The organism is Acinetobacter sp. CIP 51.11 (assembly GCF_000369665.1).
GTDB classification, from domain to species: domain Bacteria; phylum Pseudomonadota; class Gammaproteobacteria; order Pseudomonadales; family Moraxellaceae; genus Acinetobacter; species Acinetobacter lwoffii_S.
In genome coordinates this window covers 1,512,098-1,534,771 of record NZ_KB850129.1, presented here as the reverse complement: position 1 = coordinate 1,534,771, position 22,674 = coordinate 1,512,098, and the positions used below count along the sequence as shown (strand labels likewise).

Below are 22,674 nucleotides of genomic sequence, written 5' to 3'. Positions count from 1 at the left end.
TAATGATTTGATTGGATTAAATGAGCTTTTAGATTATTTAATAAAGGAAATAGAATTTATTGTGAATCATATATGATAATAAAAAGCCCATCATTTGACGGGCTTTTCGTTTTATTTAGCTTCTTGCTCGGCAGCATGCGCTTTTTGGGTCCAGAACTCAGCTAGTTCCTCATCGCCATCTACACCTAAACCATTGGCATAAATAAAAGCAAGATCACGCATCGCTTGAACTTCGCCCCATTCCGCAGCCTGTTTGACTAAAGAAATCGATTTCTCTACATCTTTTTCAATCACATCACCACGACGGTAGAAACCGGCCAGCTCTAAAGTCGCAGCAGGGTGCTTCTCGATATTGGCCTTGCTTAACCAGTAATACGCTAACTCAAAGTGAGCTTTGGATTCTTCCGGATCTTCTTCTGCTAATTCTTTGGCATAAACGGTATAACCTTCACCTAACCAGTACATTGCATCCACCAGCCCGCCGTTGGCAGCTTTCAATGCCCATTCTTCAGCCAGAATGATGTCATCATCATGCTCGCTTTGCATATACAGCTCAGCCAGTTCAAATTGCGCTTCAGCATTACCGGCTAAGGCAAGATTAGTTAGGGCAGCAGGGAGAGAAACACGCTGGATCATATCAACATCTCAAAAATATTGTGCGTAGACTAAAAGGTTTAAAGCAAAAAAGCCAATCCGAAGGCCAGCTTTTTAAAGAGATTGGTCAATCAAATGATTAGATCAAGCAAATAATCCCTGAGATCGAAGCGATGAACACACAGAACATTACGATCACTTTAATTTTACTTGCCAGATAGCTCAGACTTAAACCGACCACCAGTGCTGCAAAAGTTAGACTACCCAGCCAGTAACTGATCATATTGCTGGCAAATCCTGTTAACAGACACAGAATCAGGGCAATTATGAGCAATACCCAACCCAGAATAGTCGCAAGTTGTGTTTTTTTAGGGTTGAGTTCTGTGTCAAAAATCTGTTTTTGATGTTTGGACATCGACATTGCAAGTGCAAAGAAACCCAGTGAAGTTAAAGCCCAAATCAATAAGAAGAACATCATGCCTGCTTCTCCTTGAAAGCAGCCTTGGCTTTTTTAGGCGACAAGCCTTTATGGTTTTTCACTTTTTTAAATGAAAACCAGAACAAGATCGCAAGCACCCACATCGCCAGATCAAAAGAAGCAATGACCCATTGACCATGCATGATGGTGTTCCAGATCGCCTGACCGCCGGTCATAGAGTTCACGATTGGGAGCAAGGTAAATGCGGCAGTGGCAAGCAGTAATAGTTCCAGCCAGGCCTGACGATGAGTGCGAATCATGGCATAAAGCAACGTCAGCAACCAGACAATAAAGAAGCTACGAATTTCCCAGTTCAGACGCATGTCCATGTCTGTCGGAATAAAACGGTTGGCATAGAAATAGGCAGCACAGGCAATCGGTAAACCAATAATGGCAGCGATATTGGTGACTTCCACAAGACGATAACCAAACGATTTATAGCCTTGCTTCTGTTGCTGTGGTGCACGTTTGACACACCATAGAATCAAGCCGGTGGCAATCATCAAGGTGCCGACCACGCCCGACATGAACAATAACCAGCGTAACGCCAGATCCACGCCACGTGCTTCATGTAGTGTGGTGAACATGTTATAGATACCATTTGCGACTGAAGGCGTTTTCAGGGTGGTTTGATCCGGCTCTAAATCACCGGTCACACCATTGAAAGCAAGGCTCGGATAAACATTGCGATAAGCTACGCTGACTCCGTTTAAGGCACGAAGCTCAATTTCTGCTTTTAGGGTATTTGGCTGGATGATAGTAATCGTGCCAACTGGATTATTTTTCCATTCTTTTTCGGCTGTTGCCAAGATCGGAGCCAGATCGGTTGACGGTGCAGGAGGTGCAGCTTGCATTTCATCACGAGAGCGGCGACCTTCACTGCGTGCAGACATTTCACCGCGCTCGCCACGATTTTCTCTCTCAGCTTGCGGTCGACGTTCTTTGCTCTCACTATGGCTTTCACGGGATTCAGCCTGAATACTGTTGTCTTGAACCAAACTCTTACGTTGATCCTGAAGGAAAGCACCACGATTTTCATAAATCTGGTTTACGCCCCAGGGCATGAGGGTAAAAAGCAATAATAATAAGCCACTGAAGGTAATCATGATGTGAAAGGGCAGGGCAAATACCGCAGTAGCATTGTGTGCATCCAACCATGAACGCTGACCTTTGCCGGGACGGAAAGTAAAAAAATCCTTGAAAATTTTCTTATGGGTAATGACACCGCTGATGATTGCCACCAGCATGAGCAGGGTCGCAACGCCGACCATCCAGCGCGCCCAGATTCTTGGCAAACCATACAATTCAAAGTGGAAACGGTATAAGAATGAACCACCGCGTGTTTCACGCGCTTGCAAAACTTCGCCGGTGGCGCTGTCAATCGTCACGCGGGTACCGCCACGACGGGCACGTGGATCTTCGCCGGCACTACGAATAGTCAGGGTGGTGGTATTTTGGCGTGAGTTAGGAAGCTGGATTGCCCAGCTGCCAGCATCCGGATGGTGCTGTTGCAGATAAGCCAGTGCCACACGGGTTTGTTCGATTTGAGTCTTTGGTGGAACTGATTGATGAAATTCCGGTTTCATCCAGACGGTAATTTCGTTCTGGAAAAAGCTTAAGGTTCCGGTCAAGAAAATCGCATATAAAAGCCAGCCTAAAATCAGACTGGCCCAAGTATGCAACCACGACATCGACTGGCGTGGACCTTCGGGTTTTGCATCTACTCTCATCTCAATTTCCTAAAAGCTTATAGGCGATATAGAGTAAAACACCGGGAATCGCGATCCCGAGCGTAGCTTTGAGCGTCTTATTCACCATAAATACCCAGATAAATGCAGCAGCATTCAAGCTAAAGCCAATCAGGGTGGCGGACATGGCTGCACTGCTTCCACTGTCGATAAAAAGCTGGGCAATCAAGATCGTTGCCAGTGTAGCCAGTAGATAACCGCCAGCACCCGCCAGAATAAAGCGATATAAAATCATCCCACGATAAGCCAGCATATTTGCTTTGACTTTATTTTTGCTTGATGGTTTCGGTGCAGTAACTGTTCCAGTCGCTATGGCTTGCATATTCGGACTATTCATCATCGAAAATTCTATTTACAAACTTATGAAGTAATTAATGATAATGATAACAATTATTGTTTAGATTTTAAATATGGGTTGTTGAACTATTTATATGAAAAATAAGTAAAACTGGAAGTTAGGTTAAAAAAGAGAGGGGGAAGGGAATTAAAAAAGATCAAAATGTAAGGCTTGAAAATAAAAACAGCGGCTCGAAGGCCGCTGTCTAAACTTCATTTATTCACGATTAGTCTTGCTGAATACCTGCAACCACCCAGTCCTGATTTGAACCTGCTGGTTTGGTGAAATGCCAGATTTCTGCGAACGGTTGCGGCAAGCTGTTTAAGTCTTCGCTTACCGTACCTGTAAAGCGTACGCTGACAATATACTGGCCATTGTCAGTCGATGAGTCGACGACCATCGCATTCAGATTTGAAAACTCGGCAACATCCTGATCCTGATTGCTCATGATGTCGTTATACATTGACTGATAAAGTTCAGGAGTCAGATAACGCTGAATTTCAGAAATGTTGCTTGCTGTATTCATGGACTGAATATGGTTAAAACGCTGACGCGCTACACGCAAGAATGCTGCAGGTTCAGTACCATCCGGTAACTGGCTGCCACTTTGGGTATAAGCTGCACCAAAAGGCGCGTTATTTACCGGAGCAGAACCGAACGGAGCATTGTTGCTTGACGTTTGACCGCCTACGTTCTGGCCAAAAATATTGGTACTGTCACCACTGCGAGGTGTGGTTGGTGCCTGACCAAACGGCGCTGCATTGGCAGCACCGCTATTTGGCGCAAATGGATTAGACGCTACTTTTTTTTTTGCGCCCATCTTACGGAAAATGAAGAAGGCAACAGCAGCAGCGAGAAGGATCCAGATCCAGCTCGGAATACCACCTTTTTCCTCTTCGGCTTGAGCAGCTTGAGCTTCAGACGCTGCTACACTTTGATCATCCGCCAAAGCATTGGCAGCGACTGCACCAATTGCGGCACCCGCTACACCCGCAGCAACCATACCACCCACACCCGGGCCAGATTTTTGCTGGGTTGCAGCACCCGCTGTTGGCGCTTGTTGAGCAGGCGCAGCTTGACGAGGTTGTTGATAAGATTGAGTAGGCTGTGCAGAACGTTGCATACCGTGACTTTTACCGCCACCAGCACGTTTTGCTTCAGCAGCAAAAGGCGCAACCAATAAAACTGCTGTCAAGATACCTGTGATCAAACCGCGCTGTCGAACTTCCATTCATTTTTCCTATGAGAATAAAACCTGTTTGTACAGTCTATTTATATAGGCTTTGTGTGGAATTTCAATCAAAAATCTGTATTTTTTTGCTCTTTGTACGAAATGAGCCGGTTTACAGTTAATTGAGTTCATCACTCAGCGCCATTGCCTCGCTCAAGGCTTCATGTAAACGCGCAACTGCAATAATTTGCACGCCCTCAATGGATTTTTGCGGTGCATTGCCGCGAGGGACAATAATGTATTTAAAACCATGTTTAATCGCTTCTTTCAGCCGTTCCTGACCGTTCGGCACAGGGCGAATCTCTCCAGACAGTCCGACTTCCCCAAAAACCGCCAGCTGTTGCGGTAAGGCTTTGCCACGAATGCTGGAAGCGCAGGCGAGAAGTACCGCCAGATCCGAACCTGTTTCGGTGATTTTCAAACCACCGACAATATTGACATAAACATCCTGGCCGGAGGTTTGCACACCACCATGCCGATGCATGACTGCAAGGAGCATATTTAGACGGTTCTGATCCAGGCCGAGCGCTACACGTCTTGGTTGGCCATGTGCATCATCGACCAGTGCCTGAACTTCAACCAGAAGCGGGCGCGTACCTTCGCGGCTGATCATTACAATCGAACCGGGAATCGCTTCATCATAACGGCTTAAAAAGATGGCTGAAGGATTGGAAACTTCGCGCAGACCTTTATCGGTCATGCCGAACACACCGAGCTCATTGACCGCACCAAAACGGTTTTTGACCGCTCGGATCATCCGGTAACGTGAATCCGACTGGCCTTCAAAATACAGCACACAGTCCACCATATGTTCCAGTACACGTGGGCCGGCCAGTGCGCCTTCTTTGGTTACATGACCGACCAGAAACAAAGACGTGCCACTATTTTTGGCAAAACGGGTCAACAAGGCCGCTGATTCACGAATTTGTGAGACACCACCTGGTGCAGATTGCAGGGTTTCGGTGTACAGGGTTTGGATCGAGTCCAGGATTGCCACCGCAGGACGTTGCTGGACCAGTACTTCACAAATACGTTCGACGCAGGTTTCTGCCATGACTTTGAGCTGGTCGGTTGGCAGATCCAGACGCTGGGCACGTAAAGCCACCTGAGACAAAGATTCCTCACCGGTCACATACAGGGCCGGATTTTTGGCAGATGCCATGTGCGTGGCTGTTTGTAGCAAAATGGTGGATTTACCAATCCCGGGATCACCGCCGATTAGGACCACCGAACCAGTGACAAGTCCGCCACCCAAGACCCGGTCAAATTCGCTGATACCCGTCGGCAGACGAGTTTCATGAGAGACTGAGACCTGATTTAAGTTGGTAATGCTAGACGCCTGGCCTGCGTATCCACCACCAATTTTTGGCTGTGCACGATGCGTTACTGCCGGTGCAATGGTCACCTCAACCAGGCTGTTCCATTCCCCGCATTCAGAACACTGCCCCGACCATTTTGGATGATCGGCACCACATTGTTCACAACGATACACACTTTTTGCTTTAGCCATATTTGAAGATGAAGCGATTGAAATTGAGTGACAGCATAGCGGTGAATGCCATCGAAAACCAAGTCTTTCACCTGAAAAATCATGGTTTTTACGACAAGTCTTGTCGTTTTTATTTATGCTGATTTGAATGCTGTGCGTCAACACCGTCTATAATGCCCATCTTGTTATGCTGGAATGGAACAGATCTTGTCACAATTGTTGAAACATATTGATGCGATCGCACGCGAAAAAAACCGTGATGTGCTGTTTGTGCATTTTGATCATTATGTCCATCCAGATCGGGACACAAACTCGGTTCGCCAGATTTTGATCGGCTGGCTAGAGCAACAGGGCATTGTCTATATGCCGTGTTTAGGTGTGGATCAAACCGTCCATAGTGAAATCTACCTAGGTGGTCTTTATCTGGATGTACCTTTTGATTTGCATCATAAAACCTATCAAAAATTGAGTGGGTATCTGGAAGATGAACAGGGCAATATGAAAATTAAAGGCATTCAGTTTTTTGTTTTATCTTTGGGACTAGCACTGGAGCTTGAATCTGAGTGGGACAAGCTGGCTTGTAGTGGTTTACGTTGCTAAAATTTCATAATGAAAAATGGGAAAACTGAAGTATAAAAAAGCCACGATTTACGTGGCTTTTTTATATGTGAATTGAATATTTACACAACTTATCAATTAATAAAGTTCACCAGATTTACGTCTTGCAATGAAGTCTTTCGACTCTTTGGCAATAACACCAGACAGAAGTAATAAGCCAATCAGGTTTGGAACCGCCATCAGGCCGTTGAAGGTGTCGGCAAATAGCCAGACCAGATCCAGTGTGGCCACACAGCCAATGAAAACTGTAGCAATGTAAATGATACGGTAAGGCAGTACGAATTTTTCACCGAGTAAATAGGTGGCACATTTTTCTCCGTAGTAGCTCCAGCCTAAAATGGTGGAATAGGCGAAGAAAATAATACCGAAAGTGACCACCCAACCACCGACACCTGGCAGCAGTTTGTCGAACACGCCGATAGTCAGTACCGCACCGGTTTGATCTCCGAATGAATTACCGGCCATGATATAACCCATCACCAGGACAATACCGGTAATTGAACAGACAATAATCGTATCAATAAAGGTACCGGTCATGGATACCAAACCTTGACGGGCCGGATGATCGGTTTTTGCCGCTGCGGCAGCAATCGGCGCAGAACCCATGCCGGCTTCGTTGGAGAATACACCACGTGCCACACCATAACGAATCGCCGCACCAATCGCACCGCCCACTGCAGCTTCACCGGTAAATGCATAGGTGAAGATCATTTTTAGTGCCGGCACGACCAGTTCCAGATTATTAAAAATAATAATCAGACCGCCAGCCACATAACCCACCGCCATAATCGGCACGATCACAGAAGAAGCTTTGGAAATCGATTTAATCCCGCCCAAAATCACCAGTGCTGAAAAGGCAGTGATAATGATCCCCGTCATCCAGGTTTCGATGCCCAGGCTGTTTTCAACCGCCAGTGCTACAGTATTCGACTGTACTGAACTGCCGATTCCAAAAGAAGCCAGTGTCCCGAACAAGGCAAAAATCAGTGCCAGCCATTTCCATTTCAGACCACGCTCGATGTAGTACATCGGACCACCCGACATTTCACCTTTTTCATTTTTGACTCGGTATTTGACTGCCAGAACACCTTCGCCATATTTGGTGGCCATACCAAACAGGGCGGTCATCCACATCCAGAACACGGCGCCCGGACCCCCGAGGACACAGGCAGTGGCTACGCCGGCAATGTTACCGGTACCAATCGTGGCAGAGAGTGCGGTCATCAATGAAGCAAATTGGGAAATGTCCCCTGAATGGTCAGGGTGCTTGCCAAAGACCTGTTTGAAGGCTAGGGGCAACATGCGGAACTGCCAGAACAATAAACGGAAGGTAAGGAAAATCCCGGTACCAACAATTAGTACCAGCATATAAGGGCCCCAGACCCAGCCGCTTAAAGTTTCCATTAAACTTTGTAAATTTTGCATAAAATTCTTCTTATTGATCCATGTCTGTGTAGTTCGAGGTATTGATTAAAAAGCAATTGCTATGCCAGATATATTCATCCTGAATGCATAAATTGACTGAATAGTGTTCTATTTTTTACACAGTTTTAAAAATTTGACAAGAAATTACTGGAATATCGCAGGTCAAAAATAAAGCAGAAGTGTAACCGTAGAGCGATATAAGAAAAATAAATTAACTTCTTCAATTAATCAGGAAATACAAATGATGCAAATTTTATTTTTGTATTCAGCATTTTTTACGTTAATTTGTCGCGAGTAAAACTCAAAGTTGTAATTAATAATGTCAGAAAAATATAACAATTCGTCGGCAGAGCACGGTGAATTAAAGCGGAGTTTGTCCAATCGGCACCTACAGTTAATTGCCATTGGGGGCGCCATCGGAACCGGCCTGTTTATGGGTTCGGGTAAAACCATCAGTCTCGCAGGTCCTTCGATTCTGGTGATCTATATGATCATCGGTTTTATGGTCTTTCTGGTGATGCGTGCATTGGGTGAGTTGTTGCTCTCCAATTTACAATATAAATCATTTATTGATTTTGCCACGGATCTGATCGGGCCTTGGGCCGGATACTTTGTCGGCTGGACCTACTGGCTGTGCTGGATCACCATCGGGATCGCAGATCTGTCAGCCATTATTTACTATCTGCAATTCTTCAATAATGGCTTGCCCTTTAGCCCTGAAGAAGGCGTCATGATCAGTGTTGCCGCGATTGTGTTTATCATGGGGCTGAATCTGGTCACGGTAAAACTGTTTGGTGAAATGGAATTCTGGTTTGCCCTGGTCAAAATTATCGCCATTGTGGTGCTGATTGCTGTTGGTCTGTGGATGGTGTTTACTGGCTTTACCAATGATGTTGGTACGGTCGCATCCTTTAGTCATATCTGGGAGCATGGCGGTTTGTTCCCAACGGGTGCCATGGGCTTCCTGGCCGGTTTCCAGATTGCCATCTTTGCCTTTGTGGGGGTGGAACTGGTGGGGACTACCGCGGCTGAAACCAAAGATCCGGAAAAGAACCTGCCAAAAGCGGTGAACTCTATTCCGATCCGTATCATTATTTTCTATGTATTGGCACTGCTCATTGTGATGTCAGTAACTCCATGGAACCAGATTGACCCGAATGTTTCGCCCTTTGTAAACCTGTTCAGTCAGGCTGGCATTGCAGCGGCTGCGATCATCATGAACCTGGTGGTGTTGTCCTCAGTGATGTCATCGATGAACAGTGGCGTATTCTCGACCAGCCGTATGCTGTTTGGCCTGTCGCGTGAAGAGCAGGCACCGGTTGCCTTTGGTCGCTTGAATCGTCGTGCTGTCCCTGCAAATGCCCTGTATTTTTCTGCCGTGTGTTTGTTGCTGGGTGCAGCACTGCAGTATTTCGTTCCGGATACTGTTCGGGCCTTTACCTTGGCCACGACTTTATCCACGATTCTGTTTATTTGTGTCTGGATCATCATTATCTGGAGCTATATCGTGTATTACAAAACACGTCCAGAGCTGCATGCCAAATCGACCTTTAAGCTGCCAGGTGGTTTATTGACTTGTTGGGTCGTGATTATTTTCTTCCTGAGCATGATCGTGGTTTTGGCGCTGGAAGAGGATACTCGTCAAGCACTGATGATCAGTCCGATCTGGTTTATCCTGCTGATCATTGGCTATTTTGGTTTCTATAAACAGAAACATAAATAAACCTTATCAATAAAAACGTCAGCGATCTGCTGGCGTTTTTTTTTGTCTAAAGATACTCTCTAGCGTTTAACGCTTGGGTCATGCCGAATGATCGCGTTATACTTCATCGAAACTATTACATTAGGTGGTCAGATGCGCCAAGTCATTTGCTACATCAGTATCTTAGCGACAGGTCTTGTTCTTGCAGGTTGTGGACAGTCAGGTGCTTTGCACTTGCCGAATGATCCGAATTACGACAAGCGTGCCAAGTATCTGTTATACAAAAATACTGAAACTGAGCCTAAAGCGTCCGATGAAAAACGCGAGGCACCCGTGCAACAACAGTTTGCTGCACCTACAGATTCAGACGTTAAAACCACACCATAACGCTTTCACAGAAAGGATACCTTCATGAGTTTCACCCGCATTAATGGGGTATTGCACGCTGAGCAATGTTCATTACAACAGCTCGCGGAGCAATTCGGCACACCACTCTATGTTTATTCTAAAGCCACTTTGGAAAAGCATTTTTTAGATATGGACCGTGCTTTTGATTTTATCGACCATCAAATCTGTTTTGCGGTAAAGTCCAACTCTAATCTTGCGGTATTGAATGTATTGGCCAAACAGGGTGCCGGTTTTGATATTGTGACCGGTGGTGAATTGGCGCGTGTGCTGAAAGCCGGTGGTGATGCATCGAAAATCGTATTTTCGGGCTTGGGTAAATCTGAAGCGGATATCAAAAAAGCGTTGGAAGTCGGCATTGCCTGTTTCAACGTGGAATCTTATGCCGAGCTGGATCGTATCCAGAAGGTTGCGGCTGAATTAAATATCAAAGCGCCGATTTCATTACGTGTGAATCCTGATGTCGATGCCAAAACCCATCCTTATATTTCAACCGGCTTAAAAGAAAATAAATTCGGTATTCCGTCTGATAGCGTGTTTGAAACTTATCAATATGCAGCGTCATTGCCAAATCTGGATGTGGTTGGGATTGACTGCCATATCGGTTCACAGCTGACTGAAACCCAGCCATTTGTGGATGCACTGGATCGTGTCATTGTGATGATCGACCAGTTAAAAGAGCTGGGCATTCACCTCAAACACATCGATATCGGCGGTGGTCTGGGTGTGACGTATAAAGATGAAACCCCGCCGTCGGTTGAAGAATATGCCAATGCGCTACGTCCAGCTTTAGAAAAATTGGGCTTGAAAGTGTATATGGAACCGGGACGTAGTATCTCTGCCAATGCAGGTGTGCTGCTGACTAAAGTGGATCTATTAAAACCAACGAATCACCGTAATTTCGCGATTATTGATGCTGCGATGAATGACCTGATTCGTCCTGCTTTATATGAAGCATGGATGGACATTCAATCTGTTACACCTCGTACCGATGTCGAAACGAAAGAATGGGATGTCGTGGGCGCAATTTGTGAAACTGGTGATTTCCTGGGTAAAGAGCGTGAGCTTGCGATCAAGGAAAATGATGTGCTGGCAGTACTCGGTGCAGGTGCGTATGGTTTCGTGATGAGTTCAAATTACAACAGCCGTGGACGTGCTGCTGAGGTAATGGTTGATGCTGATCAGGCACATTTGATTCGTGAACGTGAGACGATTGAATCACTTTGGGAACGTGAGCGTTTATTGCCTTAAGGATAAATCAGGATGTTATTAGAATTTACCAAGATGCATGGTCTGGGCAATGACTTTATGGTGGTTGATCTGATCAGCCAGCGTGCTTATTTAGACACTTTGACCATTCAGCGTTTGGCCAATCGTAACTTCGGCATTGGTTTTGATCAACTCTTGGTGGTTGAGCCACCCGATGTCCCAAGTGCAGACTTTAAATATCGGATTTTTAATGCCGATGGTTCAGAAGTGGAACAATGTGGCAATGGCGTGCGCTGTTTTGCCAAATTTGTACATGATCGTCAGCTCACCACCAAAACCAAAATCAAGGTACAAACCAAATCTGGTATTGTAAAGCCGGAATTGGGTGCGAATGGTTGGGTACGGGTCAATATGGGCTATCCAAAATTCCTGCCTCAGGAAATTCCATTCCTGGCCGATGCACCAGAAAGCCTGTATGACATTGATCTCGCTGGCGGTGAAAAGCTGACGATTGATGTTGTGAATATGGGTAATCCACATGCGGTGACGATTGTACCGGATGTGATTGCTGCCGATGTCGCACGTATTGGTCCACAAGTTGAATCGCATGCGCGCTTCCCGGCACGGGTCAATGCTGGCTTTATGCAGATTATTGATGAAAAACATGCACGTTTACGTGTATATGAGCGTGGTGTAGGCGAGACCTTGGCTTGTGGTACAGGCGCCTGTGCCGCCGCAATTTCAGGTATGCGCCGTGGTCTGCTTTCGAGTAAAGTCGAAGTTGAACTGGCAGGCGGAAAGTTACAAATTGAGTGGAAAGAAGGTGATGTGGTCTGGATGACCGGACCAACGGCGACCGTATATGAAGGACGTCTGGATTTACGTTATTTCCAGGGTTAAGCTTGGTTCCGCTTGAGAAAAAAGCACTGTCTTCGATGGTGCTTTTTTTTATGCTAGGATGGGAAAAACCGTAGAATTTGAATGAGATGAATAAGCTTGTGTTCCTGCCGGGTGCTTCAGGAAGGCAGCACTTTTGGCAGCCATTAAGAGCAGCATTAACCGAATATACAGATCAGCAAGCCATTGCATATCCAGGCTTTGATGGCGTAGTGCCAAATTTAGCCATTCAAAACCTGTATGACTTGCAAGAATTCGTGAAAGAAAAAATTGAGGATGATTCCATTCTGATTGCCCAGTCTATGGGTGGTGTATTGGCCGTTGGATTAGCACTCAATCATCCGCAGAAAGTCAAAGGACTGGTATTATTGGCGACATCTGGTGGGCTGAATTTAAAAACATTTCATTGTGCAGACTGGCGAACAGATTACCGTGAACTGTTTAGAACAGCACCGGACTGGTTTGAACAAGACCAAACTGAATCTAGCCGCGTTCAGCTCGCAAGTCTGGACGTTCCGATCTTGCTGATCTGGGGAGATCATGATCCTTTAAGCACTGTTCAGCTTGGACAATACTTGGCAGGAATTTTTAAAAATGCAAAACTGCATATTATCCAAGGTGGAGATCATTTCTTTGCCAATTCTCATGCAGATCAGGTTGCAATGCTGATTCAAGATTATCTGGAGCAATTATAAATGGAGCAAGCAGTGATTGTGCCACCTCAACTCTTGCTCAGTATGTGGCTGAAAGAACGTGAAATCCAGAATCAGTCCAAACATACCTTGCAAGCTTATGAGCGTGATGTCTCGGATTTTTTAGAGTTTTGCCAGCGTGAGCAGCTCAATTTAAACGATGTAGAAGCCACCGATTTACGCCAGTTTCTGGCTGAAAAAGTGGAACAGCATCAGCTCAGTCCTAGCAGCCTGCAACGTATGCTTTCGGCTATTCGCCAGTTTATGAAATGGGCCGAGCAGGCTCAGCATATGGCTTTTAATCCGGCGGATGATTTTCAGTTAAAACGTCAATCGCGTCCTTTGCCGGGCATGGTGGATATTGAAACCGTCAACCAAATTATTGATCAGCCTGCGCCTGAAAATGAAATACAACAGCAAATGTGGCTCCGGGACAAAGCGATGTTAGAATTGCTTTATTCCAGTGGGCTGCGTCTGGCAGAACTGCAAAGCCTGAGAATTAAAGATATTGATTTCAACCGGCAGTTATTACGCATTACTGGTAAAGGCAATAAAACCCGGATAGTGCCTTTCGGTTCCAAGGCCAAAGACAGCGTGATGGCTTGGTTGCAAGTCTATCCCTTATGGAATGGCGATTTTGTACCGGAGGCGAATGTATTTATTACCCAGAAAGGCAATCCGCTCGGTGCACGACAAATTGAAAATCGGGTCAAGTTTCAGGCGCAGCGCGCAGGCGTGAATGTAGATTTACATCCGCATTTGTTAAGACATTGTTTTGCGAGTCACATGTTATCGAATAGCCGGGACTTACGAGCCGTGCAGGAAATGCTGGGACACAGTAATTTAACCACCACGCAAATTTATACCCATGTTGATTTTGACCATCTGGCCCAGATTTATGATCAGGCCCATCCGCGTGCGCAGCATAAAGAAGATTGATCATGTGCCCAGTTTTAAAGAATAAAAATCATGAAAATTGTATTTTTGGCACAAAACTTTCATATATAAACCTTAAAATGGAATTGAACTGAACATTGGCGTTCGGGTAAGCATTTCACTATTGTCTTATTCGTTAAATGCGCCATTTCAGGTATAACAATAACTAGTATTTAATATTTAAAATGAAATATTGCTGAGTAGAGTCTCAGCATTTGACCGATGGGAGGTGACATGGACACACTGGTAATTGCAGATATAGAGCAAAAATATGCACAGTTAAGTGAAGCTCAAAAAGAAATGTTTGCAGGTTATGGTTTGCGACAAATCAAGCATTTTGTGGACATTAGCTTACCCAATCTTGAAGCGACCTTACCTGAAGGCGCCATCATTCAAGGGATTAATGCCGATGGAAAAGTTCAGGCCTTTAATGCGGCGACTAGGCAATACTATTTATGGATTTCTGATTTGCAATGGCAATTGTCGAATCGTGCGACCCAGGCAGTCGATTTAAAAGAAGATGCGATTGCAATTTGGCAAATTTTTGAATTGGCAGACTATGAGCTGGTAGATTTAAGCCATGTACATCGTGATTTTTTAGCACAAGAAACTGAGTAAATTCTGAAGCATCCACACAGCATAAAAATAAGACTCAGTCCTGTGGTTTGGCTTTGCTCAAGAGGAAAAGGTTGTCTTCTATTATAGGCAACCTTTTTTATACGAGAACTTGCAATCTATGCGCTTGCAGCACAGGTTATGGTTTCAGCAAGCTACGATCATTCAAATCTTAAATTAAGAACATAGCTTCGTTATCTAAAATCAGTTTGCCTATAAATCTTCTAAAGGTAGCTGGAAACTCTGTTTAATAATCTGACTCGGTAAATCTGTTTTGACACTGGTAATACCATTTTTTTTGGTCAGATGGGTCGACTGGAATTTCCGGTAACTTTCCAGATCAGGCACCACGACTTTCAACATGGCATCGCTCTCTCCCAAAATGATGTAGCACTCCATCACTTGCGGCAATTCTTTCATCGCCTCAATAAAGGTATCAATGGTTTCGGCATCCTGACCGACCAGCCAGATGCGCGAAAATAAAATCAGCTGAAAACCAATTTTTTGTTGATCGACAATAGTCGTGTAATTCTGAATCACGCCTGCATCTTCCAGCAATTTCACCCGGCGTAAACAGGATGAAGGTGAAAGTCCGATTTCACGTGCCAGATCATTATTCTGAATACGGCCATTGGCCTGTAAATGTCGAATGATATTTTTATCAATTCGATCAAGCTTTACCCGCACAGACTTGGTGGATATTTTCATAAATTAGAATAGTATTCGAAAAATAATACGTATTATAAAATAAATTGAAAGCCAATTTTGTAAAAAATCGCAGATACTTATTTCACTTTCTGGAGTTTGAAAGGAAAAGGAAATGTCTGTATTTGTACTCTTTGCACTGACCGTGCTTCCCCTGATTTTTACGCCTGGACCCGATATGTTATTTATCCTGTCTCAAGTGATGGGTAAAGATGCAAAAGCAGGCATGATGGCAACCTTAGGGGTGTGTTGCGGTTATCTGGTGCATTCGATCCTTGTGGCAGTAGGGATTGCGGCTATTATTGTCTCTTTTCCGGTGTTGTTTGAAACGATTCGTTGGCTCGGGATTGCTTATCTGCTGTATCTGGCCTTTGGTTTGCTCAAATCGGTATTCAGTAAAAATGCGCTGAACATTGAGAAAAAGACCTCAGCCAATCCGATTAAAAAAGGTTTTTTTACTGCGCTGTTAAATCCGAAAGGGATGTTGATTTATTTTGCGATTTTGCCGCAGTTTATTGATAAATCGGCCGATACTGTTAGCCAAGGTTTGATTCTGTCCTTTATTTTTATCAGTCTGATTTTTGTGGTGTATTGTGGCTTAAGCATTTTATTTAGCAAGATCAGCCAGAAAACCCAAATGGATGAACGTAAACAAAAATGGGTAGATGGAACTTCTGGTGGTTTACTGGCACTTGCTGCAAGCTGGCTCATCATCAATTAATCTGGTTGCAAAGAAGCATACTGTTCGCAGTATGCTTTTTTTATAATTGCGAAGATTTGAAATTAAATATTCACTTTGTCGGCGTAGAATTCAATGCGCTGGTTTATTATTTGGTCAATTTGTCTTTATATTAGGTTTAATTCGCTCTCAAAAATAGTTCTGTCCAAAATGACAAAAGCTGACATACGTATATTCCGGCTGTTTTGCTTCAAGCTGCTTTAAATCAATTTAAATTAAATGTGATCAATCAAAACTTCTGATGTGATTAATCAGATAAAAAAATAATATAAATCAATAATTAAATTTTAAGTAAATATTGATACATTTCATTGTAATAAAACGATAACAATTAATTGTGAACGCATCGTTCAGGGAAAATTACGCATTTTTACACCTCTTTGTTGAATTGTGACTTGACCGAAATGCCGTACACATTGCAAGATAGGGCACCTAAAAAAATTTAAGTGAAGAGTTACACTAACTTTTCTCAACATTTACATTTGCTAAAACAGCCGAGGATTACATGAAGGCTCTTGTTGCTGTAAAACGTGTGGTTGATGCCAACGTTAAAGTTCGTGTTAAACCGGACAACAGTGGTGTTGACTTAACTAACGTTAAAATGTCAATTAATCCATTCTGTGAAATCGCAGTGGAAGAAGCGGTTCGTTTAAAAGAAAAAGGAACTGTTTCAGAAATCATTGTTGTTTCTATTGGTCCTAAAGAAGCCCAAGAACAGATCCGTTCTGCAATGGCGCTTGGTGCTGACCGCGGTATTCTGGTTGAAGCTGATGACAGCCAACTGGGTGCGCTGGAAATCGCTAAAATTCTTAAAGGCGTTGTTGACGCTGAACAACCACAATTGATCCTTCTGGGTAAGCAAGCAATTGATGATGACTCGAATCAGGTTGGTCAGATGCTTGGCGCTCTAATGGGTGCAGGCCAAGGTACCTTCGCTTCTGAAGTGAAAGTAGATGGCGATAAAGTACAAGTAACACGTGAAGTAGACGGTGGTTTACAAACTGTTGAGCTGACACTTCCAGCAATCATTACCACTGACTTGCGTTTGAACGAGCCACGTTATGCGGCACTTCCAAACATCATGAAAGCGCGTAAAAAACCGCTGGATACCAAGTCACCTGCAGATTTCGGTGTAAACCCTGCAACTAAACTGAAAACAGTGAAAGTTGAATCACCTGCAGAGCGTAAAGCTGGCGTACAAGTGAAGTCTGTAGACGAACTTGTAGAAAAATTGAAAAACGAAGCGAAAGTGATCTAATACAGAAGGATAAAAATCATGAGTATTTTAGTTATCGCTGAGCACGACAACAAAGCATTAAACGCTGCTACTTTAAACGTTGTTGCTGCAGCGCAAAAAATCGGTGGTGATATCACTGTATTGGTTGCTGGTTCTGGCGCTCAGGCAGTTGCTGACCAGGCGGCTAAAGTTGCGGGCGTAAGCAAAGTATTACTTGCTGATGACGCTGCTTATGCAAACCAATTGGCTGAAAACGTGGCAAAACTTGTTGCTGAATTAGGTAAAGGCTATACACATATCCTTGCTGCTTCTACAACAACTGGTAAAAACATTTTGCCACGTGCAGCTGCGCTTCTTGACGTAAGCATGATCACTGACATCATCGCGGTAGATAGTCCTAAGACTTTCAAACGTCCGATCTATGCAGGTAACGCAATTGCGACTGTAGAATCAGGCGAAAACATCGTATTGGCGACTGTTCGTGGTACAGCATTTGATGCTGTAGCTGCTGAAGGCGGTTCTGCTGCTGTTGAAGCTGCTGCGTCTACGGGTGATGCGGGTATTTCTAAGTTTATCAACGAAGAAATCGTAAAGTCTGAACGTCCTGAACTGACAGCTGCGCGTATTGTGGTTTCTGGTGGTCGTGGTGTAGGTTCTGGTGAGAACTATCACAAGATCCTTGATCCATTGGCTGACAAGCTTGGTGCTGCTCAAGGTGCATCACGTGCTGCGGTAGATGCTGGCTTCGTACCAAACGATATGCAAGTGGGTCAAACTGGTAAAATCGTTGCACCTGACCTGTACATCGCGGTAGGTATCTCTGGTGCGATTCAGCATTTGGCGGGTATGAAAGAATCTAAAGTGATCGTTGCGATCAACAAAGACGAAGAAGCGCCAATCAATGCAGTTGCTGACTACTGGTTAGTTGGTGATTTGAACACTGTAATTCCAGAATTGGTTTCTAAAATCTAATTCCTGAATCGGGTTCAAAAACGCTCTTGCGCAGGCAGTAAGTGAATACTTGCTGCTTTGCTCAGGGGCGTTTTTTTATGCAAAAATTTTAAAAATACTCGGCAGTCGAAACTAGAGTATTTCATTTGCATGAAAAGTGATAAAATCCCGGTTTGCTTTTTCTCCTGTTTTTAATCATGTCCTTTTCCAAAGCCGCCCATATCCTGTTTATTAGTTTTTTGCTGATTGCGCTTTATCTGGGTATTTGTATTCATACTGCCCTGAATGCACCAGCTTCGGTAACTCAGTATTTATTTAGTGAATCAGGCGCTTTTGAAGTCATGAGTCCATGGTTGTGGTACTTGCTGGCAGTGCTGTGTTTGCTTAATGTTGAAATCAAACCTAATACCCGAGTGTTTACGGCTATAGCAGCGACATTGTTGGGATTGCGGGAAATGGATTTTCATAAGCAGGTGTTTGAAATGAGTTTTATTAAAACTAATTTCTATCGCAGTGCTGAAATTCCGCTCATGGATAAGCTGCTCGGATTTATTTTATTGCTCGGGATTATTTTTGTCTTTCTGGTACTGGCGAAAAAATTGGTTCAAACCATACGAAGCATGAAAGATTCTTTGAATATTGCACATTTTTTTATCTTCCTCACCATTGCCTGTGGCGGACTGAGCAAGGTGCTCGATCGCACGACCTCAACCCTGAAAGAAGAATTCGGCATCCAGTTGGTGCCACATACTCAAATCATGATTATGACCATTGAGGAAGGGGTAGAAATGTTATTGCCAGTTTTATTGATTGTGGCCGTGCTGAGCTATCGTAAAGTACTGAACCAGGCACAATAAAAATATAGAAAAAACGATGAAGATGCGCCAGTTGATTGGCGCATTTTGTTTTTGTAGTACTGTATTTCTCAAAATTTGAGGTATTGAAAAATCCTGTCTGAATGCGCTAATTTTCGGTTTTCAAATAACAAGAAAATGATCACTAAAATGAAGATAATTAACAAGGTTAAGCTGAATATTTCGACACAAAAATACAAGTGTTTATGCTATAATTTAGGGCTGTATTTTAGTTTTTAACTCAGTCGTTTGAGTTAATGATTTTGCTAGTTTTACGACATATAAATACAAGCCAAAATTGGCTTGTAGAATAAGGAGTATGCATGAGCGTATCGGAAATTAGACCGATTGCCATTGAGGATGAACTTAAAAGCTCATATCTCGATTATGCGATGAGCGTGATTGTGTCACGTGCATTGCCCGATGTACGAGATGGTTTAAAACCTGTTCATCGTCGTGTGCTTTTCGCAATGCACGAATTAGGCAATGACTATAACAAAGCTTATAAAAAGTCTGCACGTGTAGTCGGTGACGTGATCGGTAAATATCACCCGCATGGTGATTCTGCCGTATATGAAACGATTGTACGAATGGCGCAAGATTTCAGCTTGCGTTACCAATTGGTTGATGGTCAAGGTAACTTCGGTTCGGTCGATGGTGATAGCGCAGCAGCCATGCGTTATACTGAAGTGCGTATGCGTAAACTGACCCACGAACTGTTAGCGGATCTTGAAAAAGATACCGTCGAGTGGGAAGACAACTACGATGGCTCTGAGCGTATTCCTCAAGTCATGCCAACCCGTGTACCGAACTTGTTGATTAATGGTGTCACTGGTATCGCAGTCGGTATGGCGACCAATATGGCGCCGCATAATATGACTGAAGTTGTGAATGCGTGTCTGGCCTATGCTAATGATCCTCAGATCAGCATCGAAGGATTGATGGAACATATTTCTGGTCCGGATTTCCCGACAGGCGGTATTATTTACGGTAAATCAGGCATTGTCGATGCTTACCGTACCGGTAAGGGTCGTTTGCATATCCGTGGTAAGTACCATTTCGAAGAAGATCCGAAGAATGGCCGTACCACGATTGTCTTCACTGAAATTCCATATCAGGTCAATAAAGCAAAAACCATTGAGCGTATTGCTGAACTGGTCAAAGAGAAAAAACTCGAAGGCATTTCAGAGCTTCGTGACGAGTCTGACAAAGACGGTATGCGTATCGCGATTGACCTGAAGCGCGGTGAAAACGCCGAAGTGATCGTGAACAACCTGTTCCAGAACACACAACTTGAAAACTCTTTCAGCATCAATATGGTTTGCCTGGACAATGGCCAACCAAAATTGATGAATCTGAAAGACATCATTGCAGCGTTTATCCGTCACCGTCAGGAAGTGGTCACGCGTCGTACCATGTTCGAATTACGCAAAGCGCGTGAACGCGGTCATATCTTGGAAGGTTTAACCGTTGCTCTGGCGAATATTGATGCCATCATCGAAACCATCAAGAGTTCTGCGAATCCGGCTGAAGCGCGTGAGCGTTTGCAGGCAGGTGAATGGGCTGGTGGCGGTGTTTTGGCATTGCTAGAAAAAGCCGGTTCGGTTTCTGTGCGTCCGGATGAGATTGAAGGTGAAGACCCAAGTCGCCCCTTTGGTTTGGATGGCGAGATTTATCGTCTGTCACCGACCCAGGTGAATGCGATTATGGAACTTCGCTTGCACCGTTTAACCGGTCTGGAACAAGACAAGTTACATGCTGAATATAGTGAAATCCTGTCACAAATCGCTGAACTGGCTGCAATTTTGAATGACTTTAATCTGTTGATGAACGTGATTCGTGAAGAATTGGCCTTGATTCTTCAGCAGTATGGCGATGCACGTAAAACATCGATTGTCGAGTCACGTATCGATTTCTCTCGTGAAGATCTGATTCCTGAAGAGCAAATGGTTCTGACGGTATCGAAATCAGGTTATGCGAAAACTCAACCATTGTCTGACTACGCTGCACAGCGTCGTGGTGGCCGTGGTAAGTCTGCGACCAGCATGAAAGAAGATGATTACATTCAACATCTGATTGTGACGTCAAGTCATGCGACGGTACTTTGCTTTACCAACGTTGGTAAGGTCTACCGTCTGAAAGTCTATGAAGTGCCGCAAGCATCACGTGGTGCCAAAGGTCGCCCAATGGTGAACTTGCTGCCACTGGATGAAAACGAGACCATTACCGCGATCTTGCCGGTGATTGACGCGCCGAAGAAATTCAAAGAACGTCTGGCTGACTTCAAGGCATTTGTAAAAGCCAATGCAGCGCAGTTGCAAAGCAATGAAGTGATCAATGCTCATTTTGCCGAGCTTGAAGCCGCCCTGACTGAATCTGAAGATGGTGCGGATGATATTTCTGATGCATTGCGTATTCAATTGAAACAGTTGGGCTTGGAGCTTTCTGCAACAGATCTTGATGATGACATCATCAATGACTTTGCTCAGCAGGCTGAAGCGGTACGTAAAAACTTCTATGTGTTTATGGCGACTGAATACGGTACGATTAAACGTGTAGAGCTTGAACAGTTCTCGAATGTTCGTTCAAACGGTTTACGTGCGATTGAGCTGAATGGCGACGATACTCTCATTGGTGTAGCGATTACCGACGGCGAACAGCAAATCATGTTATTCTCGAACGAAGGTAAAGCCATTCGCTTCGCAGAGACTGATGTACGTTCAATGGGCCGTTCTGCCAAAGGTGTACGTGGTATGCGCGTGACTATTGGTGCAGCTGCACAGCTAGAAGAAAATGATGAAACTGAGATCGAGTCTGATGACGAAGATGGCTTAGATTCAGCATTGATTAGCCGAATCGTATCACTGGTTGTTGTACCTGAAACTGGCGAAGTACTGTGTGCATCTGAAAATGGTTATGGTAAACGTACTCCAGTAGATGATTTCCCGACCAAGAAACGTGGCGGTAAGGGCGTGATTGCGATCAAGACCTCTGAACGTAACGGTCAATTGGTGGGCGCTGTTGCCATCGATGCTTCTAAAGAACTGATGCTAATCTCTGATGGCGGTACGCTGGTTCGTACCCGTGCATCTGAAGTGGCGCAAACCGGTCGTAACGCACAGGGTGTTCGTCTGATCCGCCTAGGTAATGAGGAATTGCTGGTTGGTGTCGTTTCAATCGAAGCGGTTGAAGAAGATGAGTTTGTTGAAGCGATTGAAGGTGCAGAATCTTTAGTAGCAGAAACAGATGTAGCAGCTGAAACTGAGCAAGTTGCAAAAGATGGTGAAAATTCAGTAGAAGAATAAGTTTTTTACTGATAAAAAGGGCGCTTCGGCGTCCTTTTTTATAAACCTTGACTGCATAAGGGTAAGCGATGAAAACCAAATTAATGTTGTTGGCAGCAGCGGTTGCATTGACTGGCTGTAATTCAATGGACAATATTCCGAATCCGAGTCCTGAACAGGAAAAGGCGGCACAGCTGGCTTATGAGGATTTGCGTGACGGGAAATATGAGGAATTTCTGGATCAGTTAGAACCGCAGTTGCAAACCCAGTTTAAGGATAATGAAAAGCTGATGAAACGCTTTTCACGTTCAATTCCTCAAGGTGAATACAAGTCTAAGACTTTAATGACCAAAGAGATTGAAGAAGCAACCAATCAGCCTGGACAATATAAGGTCAGTTATGAAATTGCCTATCCGGAGAATCTGGTTCAGTATGATGTGAGTTTTGATAAGCCGAATGGTAGCAACAAGATTCGTAATTTCAATATTCAGGTCTTTGGCGAATCAAGTAAATAAGTGGAATAGGCGC

Annotated in this window: 22 protein-coding genes; 14 read left to right on the top strand and 8 right to left on the bottom strand. The window is 44.3% G+C overall.

The window, feature by feature from the left end; translation table 11 throughout:
- Positions 1-111: 111 nt before the first annotated feature.
- The 6 genes from F894_RS11055 to radA form a co-directional block, all read right to left on the bottom strand.
- Positions 112-636 (bottom strand): tetratricopeptide repeat protein, encoded by a 525-nt coding sequence (locus tag F894_RS11055; protein ID WP_005247678.1) that lies wholly within the window; start codon positions 634-636, stop codon positions 112-114.
- A gap of 97 nt (positions 637-733) precedes the next feature.
- Complete coding sequence (locus F894_RS11050) at positions 734-1,072, bottom strand: DUF3325 domain-containing protein (RefSeq protein ID WP_005103916.1); 339 nt, start codon at positions 1,070-1,072, stop codon at positions 734-736.
- Complete coding sequence (locus tag F894_RS11045) at positions 1,069-2,802, bottom strand: PepSY-associated TM helix domain-containing protein (protein WP_005247676.1); 1,734 nt, start codon at positions 2,800-2,802, stop codon at positions 1,069-1,071. Before F894_RS11045 ends, F894_RS11050 begins: the two co-directional genes overlap by 4 nt.
- Position 2,803: 1 nt before the next feature.
- On the bottom strand, positions 2,804-3,160 hold the full coding sequence (locus F894_RS11040) for a hypothetical protein (RefSeq protein ID WP_034438312.1): 357 nt from the start codon (positions 3,158-3,160) through the stop codon (positions 2,804-2,806).
- A gap of 223 nt (positions 3,161-3,383) precedes the next feature.
- Complete coding sequence (locus F894_RS11035) at positions 3,384-4,388, bottom strand: Tim44 domain-containing protein (protein WP_005247672.1); 1,005 nt, start codon at positions 4,386-4,388, stop codon at positions 3,384-3,386.
- A 118-nt stretch (positions 4,389-4,506) separates the two neighbouring features.
- Positions 4,507-5,898, bottom strand: coding sequence for a DNA repair protein RadA (gene radA / locus F894_RS11030; protein ID WP_005247671.1), 1,392 nt, complete (start codon positions 5,896-5,898; stop codon positions 4,507-4,509).
- Positions 5,899-6,072: 174 nt separating this feature from the next.
- On the opposite strand from radA, the gene F894_RS11025 reads away from it, so the two are divergent.
- Positions 6,073-6,477, top strand: a complete 405-nt coding sequence (locus tag F894_RS11025) for a hypothetical protein (RefSeq protein WP_005106372.1) — start codon at positions 6,073-6,075, stop codon at positions 6,475-6,477.
- A gap of 96 nt (positions 6,478-6,573) precedes the next feature.
- Here the strand turns inward: F894_RS11025 and F894_RS11020 are convergent, their stop codons facing one another.
- Entirely contained in the window at positions 6,574-7,920 is a 1,347-nt protein-coding gene (locus F894_RS11020) for an alanine/glycine:cation symporter family protein (RefSeq protein WP_005247668.1), read from the bottom strand.
- 319 nt (positions 7,921-8,239) lie between these two features.
- Between F894_RS11020 and F894_RS11015 the strand changes: the two genes are divergently transcribed.
- The 7 genes from F894_RS11015 to F894_RS10985 all read left to right on the top strand — a co-directional run bounded on the left by F894_RS11015 (position 8,240) and on the right by F894_RS10985 (position 14,379).
- Positions 8,240-9,643, top strand: coding sequence for an amino acid permease (locus F894_RS11015; RefSeq protein WP_005247666.1), 1,404 nt, complete (start codon positions 8,240-8,242; stop codon positions 9,641-9,643).
- A gap of 132 nt (positions 9,644-9,775) precedes the next feature.
- A complete protein-coding gene (lptM, locus tag F894_RS11010) occupies positions 9,776-10,009 on the top strand; it encodes an LPS translocon maturation chaperone LptM (protein WP_005247664.1) in 234 nt (77 codons plus the stop codon).
- A gap of 24 nt (positions 10,010-10,033) precedes the next feature.
- A complete protein-coding gene (gene lysA / locus F894_RS11005; RefSeq protein ID WP_005247662.1) occupies positions 10,034-11,278 on the top strand; it encodes a diaminopimelate decarboxylase in 1,245 nt (414 codons plus the stop codon).
- Positions 11,279-11,290: 12 nt separating this feature from the next.
- A complete protein-coding gene (dapF, locus tag F894_RS11000; RefSeq protein WP_005247660.1) occupies positions 11,291-12,136 on the top strand; it encodes a diaminopimelate epimerase in 846 nt (281 codons plus the stop codon).
- An 86-nt stretch (positions 12,137-12,222) separates the two neighbouring features.
- On the top strand, positions 12,223-12,828 hold the full coding sequence (locus tag F894_RS10995; RefSeq protein ID WP_005247658.1) for an alpha/beta fold hydrolase: 606 nt from the start codon (positions 12,223-12,225) through the stop codon (positions 12,826-12,828).
- A complete protein-coding gene (gene xerA, locus F894_RS10990) occupies positions 12,829-13,764 on the top strand; it encodes a site-specific tyrosine recombinase/integron integrase (protein WP_005247656.1) in 936 nt (311 codons plus the stop codon).
- Positions 13,765-13,995: 231 nt separating this feature from the next.
- On the top strand, positions 13,996-14,379 hold the full coding sequence (locus F894_RS10985) for a hypothetical protein (RefSeq protein WP_004645713.1): 384 nt from the start codon (positions 13,996-13,998) through the stop codon (positions 14,377-14,379).
- Between the two features lie 210 nt (positions 14,380-14,589).
- Here F894_RS10985 and F894_RS10980 read toward each other — a convergent pair whose 3' ends face one another.
- On the bottom strand, positions 14,590-15,084 hold the full coding sequence (locus F894_RS10980) for an Lrp/AsnC family transcriptional regulator (RefSeq protein ID WP_004645712.1): 495 nt from the start codon (positions 15,082-15,084) through the stop codon (positions 14,590-14,592).
- A 112-nt stretch (positions 15,085-15,196) separates the two neighbouring features.
- Here F894_RS10980 and F894_RS10975 point away from each other — a divergent pair, with 112 nt between their 5' ends.
- From F894_RS10975 to F894_RS10950, 6 genes are all read left to right on the top strand, one after another.
- Positions 15,197-15,802, top strand: coding sequence for a LysE family translocator (locus F894_RS10975; protein WP_005247653.1), 606 nt, complete (start codon positions 15,197-15,199; stop codon positions 15,800-15,802).
- A gap of 523 nt (positions 15,803-16,325) precedes the next feature.
- Entirely contained in the window at positions 16,326-17,078 is a 753-nt protein-coding gene (locus F894_RS10970) for an electron transfer flavoprotein subunit beta/FixA family protein (protein WP_004731799.1), read from the top strand.
- A gap of 18 nt (positions 17,079-17,096) precedes the next feature.
- Positions 17,097-18,029 carry an FAD-binding protein gene (locus tag F894_RS10965; protein ID WP_005247651.1) on the top strand — a complete coding sequence of 311 codons (933 nt, stop codon included), beginning with the start codon at positions 17,097-17,099 and terminating at the stop codon, positions 18,027-18,029.
- A 176-nt stretch (positions 18,030-18,205) separates the two neighbouring features.
- Positions 18,206-18,865 carry a hypothetical protein gene (locus F894_RS10960; RefSeq protein WP_005247650.1) on the top strand — a complete coding sequence of 220 codons (660 nt, stop codon included), beginning with the start codon at positions 18,206-18,208 and terminating at the stop codon, positions 18,863-18,865.
- 320 nt (positions 18,866-19,185) lie between these two features.
- Positions 19,186-22,167 (top strand): DNA gyrase subunit A, encoded by a 2,982-nt coding sequence (gyrA, locus tag F894_RS10955; RefSeq protein WP_005247648.1) that lies wholly within the window; start codon positions 19,186-19,188, stop codon positions 22,165-22,167.
- A 68-nt stretch (positions 22,168-22,235) separates the two neighbouring features.
- Positions 22,236-22,661, top strand: coding sequence for a hypothetical protein (locus F894_RS10950; RefSeq protein ID WP_004280487.1), 426 nt, complete (start codon positions 22,236-22,238; stop codon positions 22,659-22,661).
- Positions 22,662-22,674: the final 13 nt, after the last annotated feature.